This is a genomic window from Streptomyces araujoniae, assembly GCF_050871195.1.
GTDB lineage: Bacteria > Actinomycetota > Actinomycetes > Streptomycetales > Streptomycetaceae > Streptomyces > Streptomyces bacillaris.
This window is the reverse complement of sequence record NZ_CP194070.1, coordinates 6367172-6386233: the sequence shown is the minus strand read 5'-3', so window position 1 is coordinate 6386233 and position 19062 is coordinate 6367172. Positions and strand designations below refer to the sequence as shown.

General features: G+C 73.9%; 17 protein-coding genes. 9 read left to right on the top strand and 8 right to left on the bottom strand.

Annotated elements, in window-relative coordinates; all coding sequences use genetic code 11:
* Positions 1-7: 7 nt before the first annotated feature.
* Positions 8-766: a restriction endonuclease gene (locus ACQ9ZG_RS27315; protein WP_109917590.1), complete on the bottom strand. Its 759-nt coding sequence runs from the start codon at positions 764-766 to the stop codon at positions 8-10.
* Positions 767-1586: 820 nt separating this feature from the next.
* On the opposite strand from ACQ9ZG_RS27315, the gene ACQ9ZG_RS27310 reads away from it, so the two are divergent.
* Positions 1587-2339, top strand: a complete 753-nt coding sequence (locus ACQ9ZG_RS27310) for an HAD family hydrolase (RefSeq protein WP_109917591.1) — start codon at positions 1587-1589, stop codon at positions 2337-2339.
* A gap of 30 nt (positions 2340-2369) precedes the next feature.
* Here the strand turns inward: ACQ9ZG_RS27310 and dhaL are convergent, their stop codons facing one another.
* From dhaL to ACQ9ZG_RS27290, 4 genes are all read right to left on the bottom strand, one after another.
* Positions 2370-3047: a dihydroxyacetone kinase subunit DhaL gene (gene dhaL / locus ACQ9ZG_RS27305; protein WP_109917592.1), complete on the bottom strand. Its 678-nt coding sequence runs from the start codon at positions 3045-3047 to the stop codon at positions 2370-2372.
* 47 nt (positions 3048-3094) lie between these two features.
* Positions 3095-4087 (bottom strand): dihydroxyacetone kinase subunit DhaK, encoded by a 993-nt coding sequence (locus ACQ9ZG_RS27300; protein ID WP_109917593.1) that lies wholly within the window; start codon positions 4085-4087, stop codon positions 3095-3097.
* Between the two features lie 206 nt (positions 4088-4293).
* Entirely contained in the window at positions 4294-4482 is a 189-nt protein-coding gene (locus ACQ9ZG_RS27295) for a hypothetical protein (protein WP_109917597.1), read from the bottom strand.
* Between the two features lie 26 nt (positions 4483-4508).
* Complete coding sequence (locus ACQ9ZG_RS27290; protein ID WP_109917594.1) at positions 4509-5183, bottom strand: AIM24 family protein; 675 nt, start codon at positions 5181-5183, stop codon at positions 4509-4511.
* A 71-nt stretch (positions 5184-5254) separates the two neighbouring features.
* Between ACQ9ZG_RS27290 and ACQ9ZG_RS27285 the strand changes: the two genes are divergently transcribed.
* From ACQ9ZG_RS27285 to ACQ9ZG_RS27265, 5 genes are all read left to right on the top strand, one after another.
* On the top strand, positions 5255-6055 hold the full coding sequence (locus tag ACQ9ZG_RS27285; protein WP_499281321.1) for a peptidyl-tRNA hydrolase: 801 nt from the start codon (positions 5255-5257) through the stop codon (positions 6053-6055).
* A 678-nt stretch (positions 6056-6733) separates the two neighbouring features.
* Positions 6734-7480, top strand: a complete 747-nt coding sequence (locus tag ACQ9ZG_RS27280) for a DUF4142 domain-containing protein (protein ID WP_028418098.1) — start codon at positions 6734-6736, stop codon at positions 7478-7480.
* Positions 7481-7610: 130 nt separating this feature from the next.
* On the top strand, positions 7611-9092 hold the full coding sequence (locus ACQ9ZG_RS27275) for an MbnB/TglH/ChrH family RiPP precursor modification enzyme (RefSeq protein ID WP_499281320.1): 1482 nt from the start codon (positions 7611-7613) through the stop codon (positions 9090-9092).
* A gap of 8 nt (positions 9093-9100) precedes the next feature.
* Positions 9101-10132, top strand: coding sequence for a TIGR04222 domain-containing membrane protein (locus ACQ9ZG_RS27270; protein ID WP_499281319.1), 1032 nt, complete (start codon positions 9101-9103; stop codon positions 10130-10132).
* A 198-nt stretch (positions 10133-10330) separates the two neighbouring features.
* Complete coding sequence (locus ACQ9ZG_RS27265) at positions 10331-11899, top strand: alpha/beta hydrolase (RefSeq protein ID WP_109916758.1); 1569 nt, start codon at positions 10331-10333, stop codon at positions 11897-11899.
* 160 nt (positions 11900-12059) lie between these two features.
* On the opposite strand, the gene hemQ is transcribed toward ACQ9ZG_RS27265, so the two are convergent.
* Together hemQ and hemG are read right to left on the bottom strand one after the other, a co-directional pair.
* Positions 12060-12788 carry a hydrogen peroxide-dependent heme synthase gene (gene hemQ / locus ACQ9ZG_RS27260; protein ID WP_084991462.1) on the bottom strand — a complete coding sequence of 243 codons (729 nt, stop codon included), beginning with the start codon at positions 12786-12788 and terminating at the stop codon, positions 12060-12062.
* Positions 12789-12792: 4 nt separating this feature from the next.
* On the bottom strand, positions 12793-14304 hold the full coding sequence (gene hemG / locus ACQ9ZG_RS27255; RefSeq protein ID WP_499281318.1) for a protoporphyrinogen oxidase: 1512 nt from the start codon (positions 14302-14304) through the stop codon (positions 12793-12795).
* A gap of 126 nt (positions 14305-14430) precedes the next feature.
* Between hemG and ACQ9ZG_RS27250 the strand changes: the two genes are divergently transcribed.
* Positions 14431-15498 carry a DUF4349 domain-containing protein gene (locus ACQ9ZG_RS27250; RefSeq protein ID WP_499281317.1) on the top strand — a complete coding sequence of 356 codons (1068 nt, stop codon included), beginning with the start codon at positions 14431-14433 and terminating at the stop codon, positions 15496-15498.
* 46 nt (positions 15499-15544) lie between these two features.
* Positions 15545-16933 carry an FAD-dependent oxidoreductase gene (locus ACQ9ZG_RS27245; protein ID WP_109914451.1) on the top strand — a complete coding sequence of 463 codons (1389 nt, stop codon included), beginning with the start codon at positions 15545-15547 and terminating at the stop codon, positions 16931-16933.
* A gap of 70 nt (positions 16934-17003) precedes the next feature.
* On the opposite strand, the gene hemE is transcribed toward ACQ9ZG_RS27245, so the two are convergent.
* Positions 17004-18101, bottom strand: coding sequence for a uroporphyrinogen decarboxylase (gene hemE, locus ACQ9ZG_RS27240; RefSeq protein WP_028418090.1), 1098 nt, complete (start codon positions 18099-18101; stop codon positions 17004-17006).
* 92 nt (positions 18102-18193) lie between these two features.
* Between hemE and ACQ9ZG_RS27235 the strand changes: the two genes are divergently transcribed.
* Positions 18194-18853 (top strand): DUF3000 domain-containing protein, encoded by a 660-nt coding sequence (locus ACQ9ZG_RS27235; RefSeq protein ID WP_109916853.1) that lies wholly within the window; start codon positions 18194-18196, stop codon positions 18851-18853.
* Positions 18854-19062: the final 209 nt, after the last annotated feature.

Here is a 19062-nt window from a genome sequence, read left to right as displayed (position 1 = left end):
CAGGGCCTCAGGCCAGCGGGGTCGGGCTGGGGCTGGGACCGGTGCTCTGCCGGGGGCCGCGCGGAGGCGGCACGGCCCGCAGGAGTTCCCAGAGGGGCCGGCCGCCCCCGGCCCAGGCGGAGAGGGTGGCGCGGTCGACGAGATGCAGCCGCTGGGTCCGCGCGAACTCCAGGGCGGGGCGGGAGAACCGCCCGTTGGTGACCAGCACGACGACGTCACCGTGGTGCACGGGCCGGCCGGTCCCGTTGAGGACGTGCAGATCCGGGGTCCCGACCGGCGCCCCCGCCGAACCGGCCTTGCGGTGCTTGCACTGGATGACCCAGCGCCGCCCGTACGGGTCCGTGGCCTTGACGTCGGCCCCGTGGTCCCCGGCCCCACCGACCTGGACGGCGTCGGCACAGCCGTCCCGGAACATCAGGTCCCGTACGGCATGCTCGAACGCGCGGTGGTGCAGCCGGTCCAGCTGCTCCACGGCGTAGCGCAGCGCCCGGGCGCTCTCCTGCTCACGGCGGAGCCGGTCGGCCCGGTGGCGGTACCGGAGGACACCGCCCGCCACCGCGAGGAGGAGGACGAGCAGCACGATCCACCGGTTCGCGGCGACCAGGTCGAGCAGCTGCCCGACCATCCAGAGCAGGAGGAGGACGCCGACGGCGAGGACGGCGGGCGACTGCCCCTGCCGCTTGCCACGGCGGCGCGAGGGCGCGCGCCGGGAGGGAGAACGCCGGGCGGGTGAGCGTCGGGCCGAGGTACGGCGCCGGGCGCTCATCGGCCGAAGCCCGCGAGGCGGACGGCTCCCGCTCGGCGTACCAATCCGCTGCTGGTCAGCATGGCCGACACCTCTCCCCCGGTCCCCCGAACACCGACGTCCGTTTCTAACGCGGGCGGGACGGCGGCGCGCCGGGCTTACCGGGAGTTGGCGACAATGCGGCGCTGAGCTGGCCGAATATCGCGGCAGGAACTCCCCCTGCGACGGCGCGGTCGCTGCCCTCATGCCGTCGGCGGCAGCGGACTCCCCTGGGTGGACCCCCTTCGCGTCCGCACGCGCTCCAGGGCACGGGCTCACAAACAAAAAGAAGAATGTGCGCCCGCGCACGCTGGTAGAACACGAGGGAGGCATTCCAAATCCTCTTACCTTCTTTCGAGTGTGCATACCTGGGAGTGCACTACACGCCACAGCTCGGCCTTTTCCGGCCATCTGGCCGGATGAGCGAAATCAACCGGCGAAAGCATTCACTCGGGCCGATTTCCCTCAACGCGACTTCCGGTAAATGCGGTTGACACGCGAGGCCGACATTCCGCCGATCACCTTCCGGCTTCCCGTAGCGGATTGCTCGCATGAATGTCGAGAGGCCAAGCCAGTGATTGCAGCGCTTGCGCGAAAGTGAATAGCGTCTCGGCAACGCCACTTCTGCGCGACGGCCCTATGAGCCGATTTTTGGCCCATGAGCCGGCTTCCGGTCCCTGCCCGACCGCGGTCCGCGGTGGGCAGTGCGAGGACTTTCGCAAGCGTATGCGGAGTGGCGACCCCCATGGTCCGCGGTCCCGCGTCATGCCGGGCCGCATTTCCCCCCAGGAGTGGTCCACCGATGACCATCACCGAGCAGCCCTTCCGCGGCTGGTCCCCCGAAGCCGTCGTCTTCGACTGCGACGGCACACTCATGGACACCGAAGAGCACTGGCAGGACGCCCGGCGCCGGGCGTTCCGGGAGTTCGGCCTGCGGCCGGCACCCGGATTCGCCGAGCGCGCCAAGGGAGTCCACTATCTCGACTGCGGCCGGATGATGGCCGAGGAGGCCGACAAAGCCCATCTGGCACCGGAGCTCACCGAATCGCTGCTCGCCCATTTCATGGAGCGTGTCGCCGAAGACCCGGTGACCATGCCCGGGGCCGCCGAGTTCGTCCGGAGCCTGTCCGGCCGGCTTCCGCTGGCGGTCGCGAGCAACTGCCCCCTCGCGGTGGTCGAGAGGAGTCTGGAACGGGCCGGGCTGCTGTCGCACTTCGGTCACATCGTCGTCCCCGGCGACCCCGGACCCACCGGTGCGACCACCGGGAACACGGGCGGCGGGACCACCGGGAGTACGGACGGCGGGACGCTCATCAGGCCCAAGCCGTGGCCGGACGTCTACGCCACCGCGGCACGGCTCTGCGGAGCCCGGAGTGAACGGACCCTCGCGGTCGAGGACTCCCTCACCGGCATCGAGTCGGCCCGCCGGGCGGGGCTGCGCGTGGTGGGCGTCGGCGACCGGCCCGCCGACGGCCGTGCGGACACGGTCGATCTCTGGGTTCCCACCCTGAACGCCCCCGAGTTGCTGGAACTGGACTGGGTGCGCCCCGGGTAGCGGCGGGGCAGGGGCGCCGCGGGGAGGCCGTCAGCCGGCGGCGCGTACGGCGTCCAGGTGCGCGCCGAGGTCAGGCCTCCCGGCCTGGGCACAGGAGAGCAGGAGGGCGACACCGACGGCACCCGGGTCGGGAATCCCCTCGGTGCGCTCGCCCAGATAGCTGGAACGTCCCATGCGGGCCCGGAGCCTCGCGGTGGCGGCAACGCCGTCCCACGCGCTCGCGGCCGCGGCCGCGAGCGCGTCAGCCGCGGGAGCCGACGGGTCGGTCGAGCGGAGGACGTCGGTGGCCGGGGCCAGGGCGTCGACGAGGGTCTTGTCCCCGGGCCCGGCACCGCCGACACGCTGGATCGCGGCGAGGCCGGAGGCGAAGCCGTCGGCCAGGGCCGCGGTGGTGAGCCCGTCCGCGGCGATCGCCGCGGCCAGGGAATGCAGCAGCAGGCCGAAGAGGGGGCCGCTCGTACCGCCGACCTCGTCGAGAAACGCCTCGGCCGTGGCCAGGAGCGGCGCCGAGGGATCGGCGCCCCGGTCCGGGAGCCGGTCCAGGCGCGGCCGGGCGGCATCGACTCCGGCGGTCAGGTTGACCCCGAAGTCCCCGTCGCCGACCTGCTGGTCAAGAGCGGTGAGCAGGGGCTGACCGTCGTGGGCCGCCTCCGCGAACCGGCGCATCCAGCCGGAGGTGAAGTCGGTACTGCCGGCACCTGCGTTCATGAGAGATCCTCCCGGGCTGTCGGCTGCGGTGGCAGGGGACCGTTTCTTCACCAGCGCAGGGCCGGAGTGTGGACAGGAGCGTCGTACAGGCCCAGGGTCGTCGGGTCGGCGGCCATCAGGGTGATGGAGAAGCCGTGCATGTCCAGGGAGGTGATGTAGTTGCCGACCAGGCTGCGGGCGAGCGGCACTCCGGCGCCCCGCAGCACGCGGGCGAGCTGCCCGTGCGCCGCGTACAGCTCCAGCAGGGTGGTGGCACCGAGGCCGTTGACCAGCGATATCACCGGGACGTCGGCAGGTAGCGCGTCCAGCAGTTCCGTCGTCATGCGTTCGACCAGCTCGGCCAGCGGGCGGCGGGAGACGGTAGAGCCGGCCCGCTCCCCGTGAATGCCCACCCCGTACTCCAGCAGCCCCTCGTCCAGCGTGAAGGCGGGCCCGCCGGTGGCGGGGGAGGTGTGCGCGGCGGTGGCGACGGCGAGTGAACGGCAGCCCGCCACGAGCCGCTCGCCCAGGTCCTGGAGTTCGGCCAGCCCCATGCCGCGGTCCGCCGCAGCCCCGAGGATCTTCTCCACCAGGACGGTGCCGCCCGTCCCGCGCCGTCCGGCGGCGATCCCCTCCGCGTCGGAGGCGAGGTCGTCGTCGATGAGGACGCGGGCGCAGGGTATGCCCTTGTGGGCCAGGCGCTCGGCGGCGATCCCGAAGTTGATGCGGTCGCCGGTGTAGTTCTTCACCAGGTGGAGAACCCCTCCCGGGCGGGCGACCGCGAGAGACGCCTCGTACACCTGCCGGTTGTGCGGGGAGGCGAACACCCGCCCGGGGACGGCGGCGTCGAGCATGCCCCGTCCGACGTACCCGCCGTGCAGCGGCTCGTGCCCCGATCCACCGCCGGAGAGCAGGCCGACCGTGCGCGTTTCGGCCGGGTGGCGTGCCGTGAGGAAGCCGAACCGGGAGTCGGCCGACACCAGGTCCGCGTGGACGTCGGCGAAGGAGTGCAGCGCTTCGGAGGCGAGGTCACCGGTTGCGGTCTCGAAGTACGCGGACATCTCACTCCTCGGATATCCAGGCGCACCAGCGGGCCGAAGGACCGCGGGGCGGACACGGTCCCATCAGGCTGCGATGCCGGCCGGTGCCCCGCAAGTCCGAGGAGAGGGCGCTCTCACGTTCGAGTACGCCCTCAGTGCGGACCACGGCCGTCCGCCGGTCCGCCACCGGACGGCCCGGACGGAGGACCGGCCCGGGAGGGCAGGACCTAGCCGGAGCAGGCCGTGCGTCCCGCCTCCTGCCAGGCGCAGACCGGGCAGAGGGTGGCGCCCTTGGCCGACTCGGGGTACTCGGTCGGCTCACGGCAGAGCACGCACTCCGCGAACGCCTCGGCCGTGTCGGTGCCTGTCGGCGGGGTGACTGCGGGCGGTGTGCAGTACGAGGCGTCGTCGTCCATGTCCACGAGCGTACGCAACCCCCCTGTCAGTTGGCCGTCCGCTCCGGCCTGGCCTCGCTGGGGCGGATGATGACGAAGCCCTCGCCCTGGAGCATCAGCTGGACGGCCTCGCCCGAGCCGCCGCGGACCATCGAGCCGACGCTCTGGGAACGGTGCAGGGTGGTGGTGAGGTGCTGGCTCCAGCCGACGACCGCGTCCGTGTCGACGTACACCGGCTGGGCGCCCGTCACCGGGATCACGATCGGCGTGCCCTCGCACATCAGGCCGATCTTGCCGTAGCCGGAGAAGACGCTGTTGAAGAGGCCGCCGCCGACCATCCCGGCGCCCTTCACGGTCCTGATCTCGTACGAGAGCGTGGCGTCGAAACAGAGGACGTTGCGGCCGTTGATGGTGAGCTGGTCGCCCTGGTCCATCTCCACGATGAAACAGTTGGCGGCCTCGTGCGCGAACCACGCCTCTCCCTGACCGCGTACGGCCATGAGCGGAAGGCCCTCGCCGGTGACCGCGCGCTTGAGCAGGCCGCCGATCCCCTGGCCCTTGCGCTCGAACTGGAGGTTGCCGCGGAAGGCGATCATCGAACCCTGACGGGCGTGCATCTCCCCGTTGACGGCGTACTTGATCGACTTGGAGTTCTGGAGGGTCATGCCGGGGGCGGTGGCCGGCTGGGCCAGGTGTTCGCTGGAAAACAGATCGCTCTTCATGTCCGGCATCCTCACCCGGACCGGCCGATTAAGCCAAGGAGGTGACGGGGGCCGCCTGGCAGACTGGGAAGGTGAGCAGCGACGACACCTCCCCGAGCCCCTCCGGCGACATCCCCCCGAGTCCCCTCGGCGAGGGCCCTGTGGGTTCTGCGGGCCCCACCGGTTCCGCCCGCCCCGCCGACCGGGACGCGGCCCCGCAGTACGTGCTCCCGCTCGTGCTGCACCTGGAGAAGACGGACCCGCCCGCCCGGACGGACGCCCTGCGCACCGCCGCCCGCGCGGTGCTCACGATCCTGGCCGACGAGCGGTCCACCGGCGAGGGCGAGTGGGCGCGGGCCATGCGGGACTGGGAGGACGCCCGGATCCGGAAGGTGGTGCGCCGGGCGCGCGGCGCGGAGTGGCGCAAGGCGGCCGCGCTGCCCGGGATCACGGTCACGGGCGGGAGCGCGGAGGTACGGGTGTACCCGCCGATCCCGCTGGACGGCTGGCCCAAGGAGCTGGCCAAGCTCCAGGTCTCGGGCACCGACCTGGACGACCCGGAACCGCCCGCCGCCCCCGGCCCGGAGGGCCCGGTGCTCTGGCTCAACCCGGAGCTGGAGATGTCCGCGGGCAAGACCATGGCCCAGGTCGGCCACGGCGCCCAGCTCGCCTGGTGGGAGCTGTCAGAGACCGACCGCAAGGCCTGGCGCGAGGCGGGCTTCCCGCTCTCCGTGGCCACCGCGGCCCCGGACCGCTGGCGCGAGCTGGTCACGAGCGGCCTGCCGGTGGTCCGCGACGCGGGGTTCACCGAGATCGCGCCGGGGCCGACGGTCGTGGCGGAGGGCGGGGAGCGTCTCTGCCCGCTGCCGGGGGGACGGCCCGGCCGCCGCTGACCGCGCGGCCGCCGAGCCGCCCTCCGCCCGGCGGTGAACGCGCGGCCCCCGAGCCGCTTCCCGCTCGGCGGGGCGCGCGCCGACACATGGCCGACCGGGCCTGCCTCGACGGCCCGGGGCCGACGGGGACGACCTGTTTCCGCCCCGCTGACCGGAACGACCTGGCCGGTGTGGCCACCTGACCGGTGTGGCCACCTGGCCGACCTGGCCTGTGTGGCCACCTGGCCACCGCGTGACCCGACCACTCGGACACCTGACCGCCCAAACACCTGGGCGCCCGGCCGCCTCGCACCTCGTCACCCGGCCACTCGGACACCTGACCGCCGCGCCGCCCGGAAACCTCGCCACCTGGCCAGCGGGGCAGCCGGGCCGCCTGGCCGCCACGGCAGCCCGGCCACCCGGCCACCCGGCCACCCGGCCACCCGGCCACCCGGCCACCCGGCCACCCGGCCACCCGGCCACCCGGCCACCCGGCCACCCGGCACGAAAATAGTCCGGTCGCGGCTGAGTATTTCCGTGACCGACCACGTATCTCCCGATACCGCCCCAGCGGCGCTACCGCCAAGTAGCCTGCACCGCACGCCGGTTGGTGGCCGGTGGCCGGTCGGTGATCGGCCGGTGGCCGGTGGCCGACCGGTGTGACGGCGCTGTCACGTCCTCGTCCCGGGAGACACCTTGTTGCGACGCATCAACGGAACGGCCCTCATCATCGCGGCCCTGGTCGCCACGGTCGGCGCGCTCGCCTTCCCCGTCTGGTCCTACGCGGACCGCTCGGGCACCGGCGAGGCGAATCTCAACGCCTCCAGCGTCGCCACCCAGTGGGGCCCGCTCTCCGCGACCGACCGGGACTTCCTGGTCAAGGTGCGGCTCGCCGGACTGTGGGAGCTGCCCGCCGGGCAGCAGGCGATCGAGCGGGCGCCCAGCGAGGCGACGAAGGCCGCCGGGGACCATCTGGTCGTCGGGCACACGGACCTGGACCGGCGGGCCCGGGACGTGGCCGCCAAGCTCGGGGTGGAGCTGCCCAACCAGCCGACCGAGCAGCAGCAGGCGTGGCTGCGGGAGCTGACGGCGGCGAGCGGGGACGAGTACGAGCGGAAGTTCGCCAACATCCTGCGGGCCGCCCACGGCAAGGTCTTCGGGCTGATCGGCCAGGTCCGGCACACCACCCGCAACACCCTGATCCGGCAGCTCGCCAGCGACGCCAACCAGACCGTGCTGGACCACATCACCATGCTGGAGGCCACCGGTTTCGTCGACTTCGACGCCCTGGCCCGCGAGGCCGCGGGCGGGTCCACCGCCAGCCCCTCGGGCCCGCCCGCGCCCCGGGAGGGGCAGGTGCCGCTCGCCCCGGTGCCGGTGACGCCGTCCGGCGACCAGTCGTTCACGTCCCGTCCGGTGCCGCCGACCATGCCGCCGATGCCGTGACGTCGATGCCGTGACGTGACGTGACCTGCGGGCCGGAACCTCAAATCCTCCTCTGAACGTCCCCTTCTCCGGGTTCACCGCCGTTCCACGGGGCCATCACCCCTGGACAGAGCGGACGAGGGGGAGACGGATGAGGCTGGGCATCGGGATCGGCTGGCGGCCGGAGATCGCCGCCGAGGTGGAGGCGCTCAGGGGGATCGACTGGGTCGAGGCGGTGGCGGAGAACCTCTGCGCCGACCACCTCCCCGACTCCCTGGTCCGCCTGCGGGAGCGGGGCGTCACCGTCGTACCGCACGGCGTCTCGCTCGGCCTGGGCGGCGCCGACCGCCCGGACCCCGGGCGGCTCGCGGGGCTGGCGGCCCGTGCCGAACTGCTCGGTACGCCCCTGGTGACCGAGCACATCGCCTTCGTACGGGCCGGGGGGCCGCTGACCGCCTCCCCGCGGCTGGAGGCGGGCCACCTGCTGCCGGTGCCGCGCACCTGGGACGCGCTGGACGTGCTCTGCGAGAACGTACGCATCGCCCAGGACGCGCTGCCCGTGCCGCTGGCCCTGGAGAACATCGCGGCCCTGGTCTCCTGGCCCGGAGAGGAGCTGACCGAGGGGCAGTTCCTGGCGGAGCTGGTCGAGCGGACCGGGGTCCGGCTGCTGATCGACGTGGCCAACCTGCACACCAACCACGTCAACCGGGGCGAGGACCCGGCGAAGGCCCTGGACGAGCTGCCGGTGGAGGCCATCGCGTACGTCCATGTGGCGGGCGGGGTCGAGAAGGACGGCGTCTGGCACGACACGCACGCCCACCCGGTGACCGCCCCGGTCCTGGACGTCCTGGCCGAGCTGCGCTCCCGCGTCGACCCGCCGGGCGTCCTGCTGGAGCGCGACGACGCCTTCCCGCCGGGCGCGGAGCTGGCGGCCGAGCTGGCGACGATCCGGGCGACGCTGCGGGCGGCGGCAGCGGTGGCCCCGGCGCCCCGGACCGGAGCGGCGGTCGCGGGTGCTGCGGTGGGCCCCGCAGCACCCGCGGCCACAGTGGCCCCGGTGGCCCCGACCGGAGCCGCGGCCTCGGCAGGAGCGATGGCAGCGGTGGCCCCGGCCCCGTCAACACCTGCGGCCGCTGCGGCCCTGGCGGCAGCGATGGTCCCGCCGGCCTCGTCGGCGCCTCCGGCCGATGGGCGTGCGGCGGAACCGCTCCGCACCCCGCGCCCCGGAGCCCGCGACCGTACCGCCGTCGCTCAGACCGCACTGCTCTCCGCGCTCGTCGCCGGGACCCCGGCCCCCGAGGGGTTCGACCACCGGCGGCTGCGGGTGCAGAGCCGGGCGCTGGCCGCCAAGCGGGCCGACGTCGTCGCCAAGGTGGCCCCCGAGCTGCCGGAGATCCTCGGTGACGGCTACCGCGCCGCGTTCCTCCCCTACGCCATGTCCCGCCCGATGAACGGCGGTTACCGGCGCGACGCCATGGAGTTCGCCGAGCGGATCCTGGTCTCCGGCGGGCTCCCCGACCCCGTCGCACAGCGTCGGCTGACGCACTGGTGGGAGGACCGCTCGGGGCCCCGGCCGCCGGGCCGGGCCACCCGTCTCGTCCGGGCGGCCCGTGCCGCCCTCGCAGGGAAGTGACCACCGCCATGAACACGTTCGCCCTGCTGCTGACCCTCGCGGTCGTCCTCTCCACCGCGCTCCTCATCGCGAAGGCCGTCGCCTCCCGGTCGGGCCGCCGCACCCCCGTCGGCTCCCCCTACCCCGTCCGCGGCCTCTACGAGGCGGCGTTCCTCAACGGCGGCCCGGCCAGGGTCGCGGACACCGCGCTCACCACCCTGTACGGGGACGGGCGCCTGCTCATCGGCGGCCCCGGGATCGTCTCCGTACGGCGTGAACAGGCGCACGACCCGGTGGAGCACGCCGTGTTCCAGGTTCTGGCGACCGCGCCCAGCGGCGCCCTGCACGCGGTACGGGAAGCGGTCATGCGCCATCCGGCGGTGCAGGGGATCGGGGACGGTCTGGCGGAGCGCGGGCTGCTGGTGCCGCCCGCCGCGAGCCGTCCCGTCCGGCGCTGGGGGCTCGTCCAGGGGGTGAGCTGCATCGTCGGCTTCCCGCTCGCCATCGCCGCCACGGTCATCCAGTACGTGAACCACGACTCGCCGTTCGACATGCCGTTCCCGTTCGTCCTGAAGGTGCTGCCCGCGATCCTGCTCGGCGGGATCAGCGGGCTCGTCGTGGCCGCGGCCGCGGCGGGCCGGCTCACCCGGGCGGGGCGCCGCGCCGCCCACGAGTTCCGGACCGCCCACGCCTACCAGGTCACCCCGCCGTACCTCGTCGCCACCCAGGGGCTGCGCGCCCTCCCCGACCCGGTGCTCCAGGCCCAGCTGATCGCGGCGGCCGGGGCGAACGGACCGTCCGGGCGGTCGCGTCACCGGTACCGGACGGCGGGGGTCGTCGGCGGTACGGCAGCGGCCGGGGGCTTCGCGGCCACCACGGTGTGGTGCGCCGACGCGGGCCCCGGGCACACGAGTTGCGGCGGGTCCAGCGGCGACGGGTCGGGTTCCGGGTGCGGCGGAGGGTCCGGGTGCGGCGGCTCCGGGTCGAGCTGTGGCGGCGGGTCCAGCTGCGGCGGGGGCTCCAGCTGCGGAGGCGGGGGCGGCTGCGGAGGCGGGTCCTGAGCCGTCAGCGCTCGGGGGCGGATCCTGAGCCGTCACCCCGGGAGGCCGGTACCGAGCCGTCAGCCCGCGAGCGGTTCGGGGTCCTCACCCTTCAGGTGGCGCGAACGGGTTGATCCGCGCAACACGCCCGCCCGGTAGTGGACTTCACCGGCCGCCACCCCCACCATCCCCTCTCCGCATCCGCAGAGAGGCCCCGCCGTGAGAGCAGTCCCCCTGTACGCGACGATCGGCTCGCTGGTCCTGTCGGCGCTGGCCGGCACCGCACCGGCCGCCGCTTCGGAGAGGAACGGCGGCGGCTCCGCCGAGGAGCGCGGTACGGCGGTGGCGGCGGCCCGCGCCGCGGCGGCGGGGATCTCCTTCGGGGCGTGCCCGGAGGAGGAGATGTTCCCGGACTCGCTGGAGTGCGGCACCGTACGGGTCCCCCTGGACTACGCCCGCCCGGACGGCCCGGCCGTCCCGCTCACCGTGAGCCGTACCCGCGCCACCGGTGAACCCGCCCGGCGGCAGGGCTCGTTCGTCTACAACCCGGGCGGGCCCGGCGCCTCCGGCATCACCTTCCCGCTGCTGGGCGAGATGTCCGAGTGGAAGGAGGTGGCCGAGGCCTACGACCTGGTCGGCTACGCCCCGCGCGGCGTCGGCACCTCCGCCCCGCTCTCCTGCCAGGACCCCGCCGTCTTCGCGCAGAGCCCCACCGACTCCCCCGCCCACCCCACCACCGCGTACAAGGAGAAGCGGATCGCCCAGGCGCGGGCGTACGCGCGGGGGTGCGAGGAGAGCGCGGGCGAGGCGCTGCGCCACTACACCTCGCTCAACAACGCCCGTGACCTGGAGGTGCTGCGGGCCGCCCTCGGGGACGAACGGCTGACTTTCATGGGCGCCTCGTACGGCACGTACATCGGCTCCCTGTACGCGACCCTCTTCCCCGCGCGCGTCCGCCGGATGGTCTTCGACTCCGCGGTCGACCCGGACCCGGAGAAGATCTGGTACCGCTCCAACCTCGACCAGTCGCTCGCCTTCGAGTCCCGGTGGGAGGACTTCCGGCGCTGGGTCGCCCGGCACGACGACGTCTACGGGCTCGGCGCCTCCCCCGAGGCCGTACAGCGTCACTACGAGGACACGCGCACCGCGCTCGCGGCCGAACCGGCGGGCGGGACGGTGGGGCCGGGGCAGCTCCACGCGGGGTTCCTCCAGGCCGCGTACTACGACGACTACTGGGCGATGCGGGCGACGGCCCTCTCCGAGTACGTCCGGGGGAATGCGGAGCCGCTGGTCACACAGCTGTCGCCGCGCGCGGTCACGGCGCGGGACGACGAGAACGAGCGGGCCGTCTACACCGCCGTCGAGTGCAACGACGCGCCGTGGCCCGAGGAGTGGGAGGTCTGGGACCGCGACCACACGGACCTCGCCCGCATCGCGCCCTTCCAGACCTGGCACAACGCCTTCACCAACCTGCCGTGCGCCTTCTGGCCCGCGCCCCGGCAGCGGCCCCTGGACGTCTCCACGGGGTGGGGCGAGCTGCCGCCGGTGCTGATCCTGGCGGCGGAGCGCGACGCGGCGGCCCCGTACCAGGGCGCCCTGGAACTTCAGCGGCGGCTGCGCGGCGCGGTGCTCGTGACGGAGCGGGGAGCGGGGACGCACGGGGTCGGCGGGTTCGGGAACGCCTGCGTGGACGACCACATGCGGCGGTATCTGCTGACGGGCGGGACGCCCGCCGGGGACGCGGAGTGCGCCCCGCGCGCGGAGCCGAACCCCGTATCGCTGGACTAGGGCCTGTCCGACGTGTGGAAACGGGCCCTGTGGGCGCACTCTCGGTGCGCCCACAGGGCCCGAAGCCGAACCCGGTGTCGCTGGAACGGCGGGCGGCACGGTCGGTGCCCGATGCCCGTCTTCTGATCTTCCGGGTTGGGGTGGTGCGGGAACTCGCTGGCTATGCGAGCCCGGCCACCAGGTCTGCGATGTCCTTCCGGCGGCCCGTGTAGAACGGGATCTCCTCGCGCACGTGGAGCCGTGCCTCGGAGGCGCGCAGGTGGCGCATCAGGTCGACGATGCGGTACAGCTCGTCCGCCTCGAAGGCCAGGATCCACTCGTAGTCGCCGAGGGAGAAGGAGGCGACGGTGTTGGCGCGGACGTCCGGGTAGCCCCGGGCCATCTTTCCGTGGTCCGCGAGCATGCGGCGGCGGTCCTCGTCCGGCAGCAGGTACCAGTCGTAGGACCGTACGAAGGGGTAGACGCTGACGTAGTCGCGCGGGGTCTCGTCGGCGAGGAACGCCGGGATGTGCGACTTGTTGAACTCGGCGGGCCGGTGCAGGGCCATGTTCGACCAGACCGGTTCGAGAGCGCGCCCGAGCCTGGTGCGGCGGAAGAGATTGTAGGCGTCCTGGAGCTGGTCCGAGGTCTCGGCGTGCCACCAGATCATCAGGTCGGCGTCGGCGCGGAGACCGGAGAGGTCGTAGGTGCCGCGCACGGTGACGTCCTTGGCCGCGAGCTGGTCGAACAGCTCCTGGACCTCGTCCGCGTATCCCGTCCGGTCCAGCGGCAGCACGTCGCGGAGTCTGAAGACCGACCAGAGGGTGTAGCGGATGACCTCGTTGAGGTCCTTGGCCTTCTTTCCGGCGTTCGGACTCTTGCTAGGTGTCACAGTCTCAGGAGCACTCATACGGCTATTGTCCCGCCTCGCTCCCGGTGCCCCGAACCAGGGTCGGCGTGGCGATGATCTCGCTCGTGATCTCCCCCGCCGGATCGCTCGTGGTCCTCCCCGTCAGGTCCCGGGCGATCTCGTCGGCCGCCCGCCGCGCGCTCGCGACGCAGGCGGGGATGCCGACCCCGTCGTAGGCCGCGCCGCAGACGCGGAGCGCGGGCAGTTTCGCGACCTCGTCGCGGATGCGGGCGACGCGGGTGTGGTGGCCGACCGGATACTGCGGGAGGCCCCCGATCCAGCGGGTGACCTCGGTGTCGACGGGGCGGGCGGCGAGCCCGGTGGCCTCGCGCAGGTCCCGCAGGGAGACGGCGACGAGTTCGCCGTCCTCGCGGTGCAGGTGGTCCTCCTCGCCGTAGCGGCCGACGGAGGTGCGGAGCACGAAGAGGCCGGGGGCGGCGTCCGCGACCCACTGCCACTTGTTGCTGGAGAAGGTGGAGGCCTTGATGGTGCGGCCGTCGACCGGTGGTACGAGGAAGCCGGAGCGGCCGCGCAGGGCCTCGAGACCCTCGATGTCGGCGCGCCGGAAGGCCATGGTGACCAGGGCCATCGAGGCGTACTCGACACCGGTCAGCTCGGTGGCGGCGGCCGGGGACTCGGCGGCCAGCAGGGCGGAGGCGGACCAGGCGGGGGTGGCGAGGACGACGCCGTCGGCGGTGATCGTGCCGGTGTCGGTGCGGACCGTCCAGCCCGTGGCCGTACGGGTCAGGCCGAGGACCGGGGTCCCGGTCAGGATCTCGCCGCCCCCGGCCCGTACGGCATCGCCCACGGCCCCGGGCAGGGTGCCGATGCCGCCGCGGAGGCCCTGGAAGACGGGGCCGGTCTGCTGCCGGGCCGCGGCGCGCTCCTGGATGCGGCGGACGGCGTCCAGCAGCGGGCCGCCCTCCTGCACGGCCTCGAAGAGCTGCGGTACGGCGGCGCGCAGCGAGATCCGGTAGGCGTCGCCCGCGTAGACCCCGCCGAGGAGGGGTTCCACCAGCCGGTCGACGACCTCGCGGCCGAGCCGGTCCGCCACGTACGCGCCGACGGCCACGTCGTCCCCGACGGGCGTCGGGGTCAGGTCGCGCTCCTGGGCGATCCGGGCCAGCCCCTCGGGGGAGAGCACGCCCTCCAGGGCGGCCGGGTCGCCGGGGACGCCCATGACGTGGCCCTTGGGCATCGGGCGCAGCGCGTCGCGGGTCCAGAGGGAGGCGGTGGCGGTGGCGGGCGGCTGGAGGCGGCCGGAGAGGCCGACGGCCTCGGCGAGGGCGACCGCCTCGGGGCGGCGGGCGAGCACCGACTCGGCGCCCAGGTCGACCTGGACGCCCGCGACCTCGCCGGTCATGAGCTTGCCGCCGAGCCGGTCGGTCGCCTCCAGGAGCGTGACCCGCAGGCCGGTGGCGACCAGGCGGTGGGCGGCGGCCAGCCCGGCGATGCCGCCGCCGATGACGACGACGTGGCGCGCGGGCGTGTCCGCATCCTGCTGTGAACGCTGCATGGGTCCACTCTCTCAAACCCCTTCCCGGCCCCGACCGTGACCACTTCGAAACCTGCGGCCGGAAACCGGTCCGGGGGCGTCCGCGTCGAACCGGCACTGTCAACGACTGTCCTGGGGGGACCTGTTATGACCAGCGACAACGGCCGCTTCCTCGCCCGGCCGGCGCGTGTGCGCCGCCACCGCCGGGCCCGTCTCCGCGCGGCCCTGGGGGCGGGCGCTCTCGGTGCGGTGCTGCTCGTCGGCGGCTGCGGGGCCGCCGACAACGAGGGGAGCACGAGGGACCTGAAGGCCGACGCGCCGCAGGGGCTCGTGGACGAGCAGTACGCGCCGGACGGTGCGGACGGGGCCGGGTCCGCGGCGGCGTCCGCCGCTCCGGCGGAGGGCGCGAAGGGCGCCGAGCAGCGGCAGAAGGCGCCGAAGCCGGGGGCGGCGGGCGCCCATGTCATCCGGACCACCGAGCTGTCGGTGGAGGTGGAGAGCGCCTCGAAGGCGGCGGCCGCCGCGCGGAGCACGGTGGAGGCGAGCGGGGGCCTGGTGGCGACCGAGACCACCGAGCGGATCGACGACCGGCACGAGGCCTCGCACCTCGTGCTGCGGGTGCCGCAGGACCGCTACCAGGAGGTGCTGGGCAGGCTCGCCGGGTCCGGGAAGGTGCTCTCCCGGTCCTCGAACGCCAAGGACGTCACCGACCAGGTCGTGGACGTCGAGAGCCGGATCGCCACGCAGCGGGCGAGTGTGGCGCGGGTGCGGGAGCTGATGGAGAAGGCGGAGAAGCTCAGCGATGTGGTCACGCTGGAAGGCGAGCTGAGCAGCCGTCAGGCCGATCTGGAGTCGCTCCTCGCCCAGCAGGCGAGCCTGAAGGACCGCACCTCGCTGGCGACGGTCACGCTGGACCTGACCGAGCCGGACGCCCCGCGCACGAACGGGAAGGACGACGACCCGGGGTTCCTGGACGCGCTGGGCGGCGGCTGGGACGCGTTCGTGACGATGTTCCGGTGGATCGCGGTGGCGCTCGGCGCCTCGGCGCCGTTCCTGGTGACGGCGGCGCTGGCGCTGGTGGTGTGGCGTACGGTTCGCGCCCGGCGCACGGCCCGGACGGCGGCGGAGGCACCGCGTCCGGAAGCGGAGCCGGAGGCCCGGACGGAAGCGGGGCCGCAGGCCCGGCCCGAGGCCGGGGGCACGCCCGCTCCCTGAGCGCCGTAGCGTGGGCTCCCTGACACGGCGGAAGGGGCCCGGAGACATGGCAGCGGAGCGACTCGTGGTGATCGGCGGTGACGCGGCGGGCATGTCCGCCGCGTCGCAGGCGCGCAGGCTCAAGGGCCCGGACGAGCTGGAGATCGTCGCCTTCGAACGCTCCCGCTGGACCTCCTACTCCGCGTGCGGCATCCCGTACTGGGTGAGCGGGGACGTGAAGCACCGGGACGACCTCATCGCCCGTACCCCCGAGGAGCACCGCGAACGGGACATCGACCTGCGGATGCGCACCGAGGTCACCGAGATCGACGTGGCCGGGCAGCGGGTGCGGGCGGTGGACCGGGAGAGCGGGGAGGCGTACTGGACGGGGTTCGACAAGCTGGTGATCGCCACCGGGGCCCGGCCGGTCCGCCCCGCGCTGCCGGGGATCGACGCGCCGGGCGTGCACGGGGTGCAGACCCTGGGCGACGGGCAGGCGCTGCTGGACTCGCTGGACGCCCTGGACCCCGGCCGGAGGCGGCGGGCGGTCGTGGTCGGCGCCGGGTACATCGGCGTCGAGATGGCCGAGGCGATGCTGCAGCACGGCTTCGAGGTGACCGTCCTCAACCGGGGGAAGCAGCCGATGGCGACGCTCGACCCGGACATGGGCGCGCTGGTCCACGAGGCGATGGACGGGCTCGGGATCACCACGGTCAACGGCGCGGCGGTGACCGCGATCCTGACGGGTCCGGACGGCCGGGTGAGCGAGGTGGCGACCGAGGAGCGGAGCTACCCGGCGGACGTGGTGGTCCTCGGCATCGGCGTCGAGCCGGAGGCGGGGCTGGCCCGGGCCGCGGGGCTCGCGCTGGGGCCGCAGGGCGGGATCCTCACCGACCTGGCGATGCGGGCGGTGGGCCACGAGAACATCTGGGCGGGCGGCGACTGCGTGGAGGTCCTGGACCTGGTGGCGGGCCGGACCCGGCACATCGCGCTGGGCACGCACGCCAACAAGCACGGCCAGGTGATCGGTTCGAACGTCGGGGGCGGCTACGGGACGTTCCCGGGGGTCGTCGGTACGGCGGTGAGCAAGGTCTGCGACCTGGAGATCGCCCGGACCGGCCTGCGGGAGAAGGACGCCCGCGCGGTGGGGCTGCGCTACGTCACGGCGACCATCGAGTCGACGCAGCGGGCGGGGTACTACCCGGGCGCGAAGCCGATGACGGTGAAGATGATCGCGGAGCACCGTACGGGCCGGCTGCTCGGGGTGCAGATCGTGGGCCGCGAGGGGTCCGCGAAGCGGGTGGACGTGGCGGCGGTGGCGCTGACGGCCGGGATGACGGTGGAGCAGATGACGGCGCTGGACCTCGGCTACGCCCCGCCGTTCTCGCCGGTCTGGGACCCGGTGCTGGTGGCGGCCCGCAAGACGGTGGCGGCGGTGCGGGGCGCGGGGAGCTGAGGCCGGTCCCGGGCGCGGGGAGCGGGGCCGGCCGGCTGCGGAACGGGCCGGCCCCGGGGCTCGCGGTCGGTCAGCGCGCGGTCTGCTCGTGGACGTATCCCACGAGCCGGGTGAGCGCGTCCGGGTCCATCGACGGCATGACGCCGTGGCCCAGGTTGAAGACGTGGCCCTCCAGCCCGGCGGCGGCGTCCAGCACCTCGCGGGTCTTGGCCTCGACCGCCGGGGTGGGCGCGAAGAGGACGGCCGGGTCCAGGTTGCCCTGGAGCGCCTTGCCGGGGCCGACGCGGCGGGCGGCCTCGTCCAGCGGGACCCGCCAGTCGACGCCGACGACGTCCGCCCCGGCCTCGCCCATCAGCCCGAGCAGTTCGCCGGTGCCGACGCCGAAGTGGATGCGGGGGACGCCGTACGGGGCGACGGCGTCGAAGACCTTCGCGGAGGCGGGCAGCACCGAGCGGCGGTAGTCGGCGGGGGCGAGGGCGCCGACCCAGGAGTCGAAGAGCTGGACTGCGGAGGCGCCGGCCTCGATCTGGACCTTGAGGAAGGCGCCGGTGATCTCCGCGAGCCGGTCCACGAGGTCGGCCCAGAGCTGCGGGTCGCCGTACATCATGGCCTTGGTGCGCTCGTGGCTGCGGGAGGGGCCGCCCTCGACCAGATAGCTGGCGAGGGTGAAGGGGGCTCCGGCGAAGCCGATGAGCGGGGTGGCGCCCAGCTCGGCGGTGAGCATGCCGATGGCCTCGGTGACGTACGGGACGTCCTCGGGGGTGAGGTCGCGGAGCCGGGCCAGGTCGGCGCGGGTGCGGATGGGCTCGGCGACGACGGGGCCGACGCCGGGCTTGATGTCGAGGTCGATGCCGATCGCCTTGAGGGGGACCACGATGTCGCTGAAGTAGATCGCGGCGTCGACCTTGTGGCGGCGGACGGGCTGGAGGGTGATCTCGGTGACCAGCTCCGGCATCATGCAGGAGTCCAGCATCGCGATGCCCTCGCGGACCTTCAGGTACTCGGGGAGCGAGCGCCCCGCCTGCCGCATGAACCAGACCGGCGTGTGCGGGACCGGTTCGCGCCGGCAGGCCTTGATGAAGGCCGAGTCGCGGGTGGCGTTCCGGGCGGGGTGGTGGCTGGCGGCGGTCGTCGTCTGCTGGCCCGAAGGGCGGTCGTTGGCGCTCACGCACCAAATCTTCGCACGCACGGTGAAGGAGCCCGGCGCCGCACGGGTGTCTCTCCCTGCGCGAGGGCCGCGTTCCGCCTACTCTTCCCGGCATGGCTCCGGCTCAGGGACAGTTCTCCGATCATTCCGATGGCGCTGACGGCACGGGCGGTGCGGAGGGTCCTCCGGTACCTCCCGCGTTCCGGCGCGCGGTCGACGCGCTGCGCTCCGCGCGGCTCCGCCCGGAGCTGGAGGTGGAGACCACACGGCCGCCGCAGCGGCTGGCGCCCCACGCGTTCGCCCTGGAGGCGGCGGTCGTCGACGGCGAGGACGACCTCGCGGACGGCCGGTTGGTCCTGCTGCACGATCCGGCGGGGCACGACGCCTGGCAGGGGACGTTCCGGCTGGTGACCCTGGTGCGGGCGGAGCTGGAACCGGAGATGGCCGCCGATCCGCTGCTGCCGGAGGTCTGCTGGTCCTGGCTGACGGGGGCGCTGGACGCGCGCGGATTGTCGTACGGGGAAGCCGGAGGGACGGTGACGCGCGCCGGATCGCACTACTTCGGTGCGCTGGGTGCGCGCCGTCCGGCGACGCAGATCGAGATCCGGGCCTCGTGGACGCCGCGCGAGGGGCGCGGCGGGGTGCCGGACACCGCATCGCACCTGATGGCCTGGGGTGAGCTGCTCTGCCAGATCGCGGGGCTGCCGCCGTCGGATCCGGCGGACGCGGCGGTGGTGACGCTGCCGCAGCGGCGTGGGCCGCAGGTTTCGTAACCCAGCGTCACCCATTCGCACATATACCGGCTCTCTTTTCGTACAATCGATCGCGCGTCCTATTTGCCCGAATTGTTACTCACCAAATAGTGATCTTCCTCTAAAGGAGGACGGGTCTGCTGCCGAAGAGGTCAATGACCCTTCAAGCACGGTTCGCCCCGGCTTCATCCCCGAGCCGGCCCCGTCCCGCCACTCCCCCAGGAGGCCTG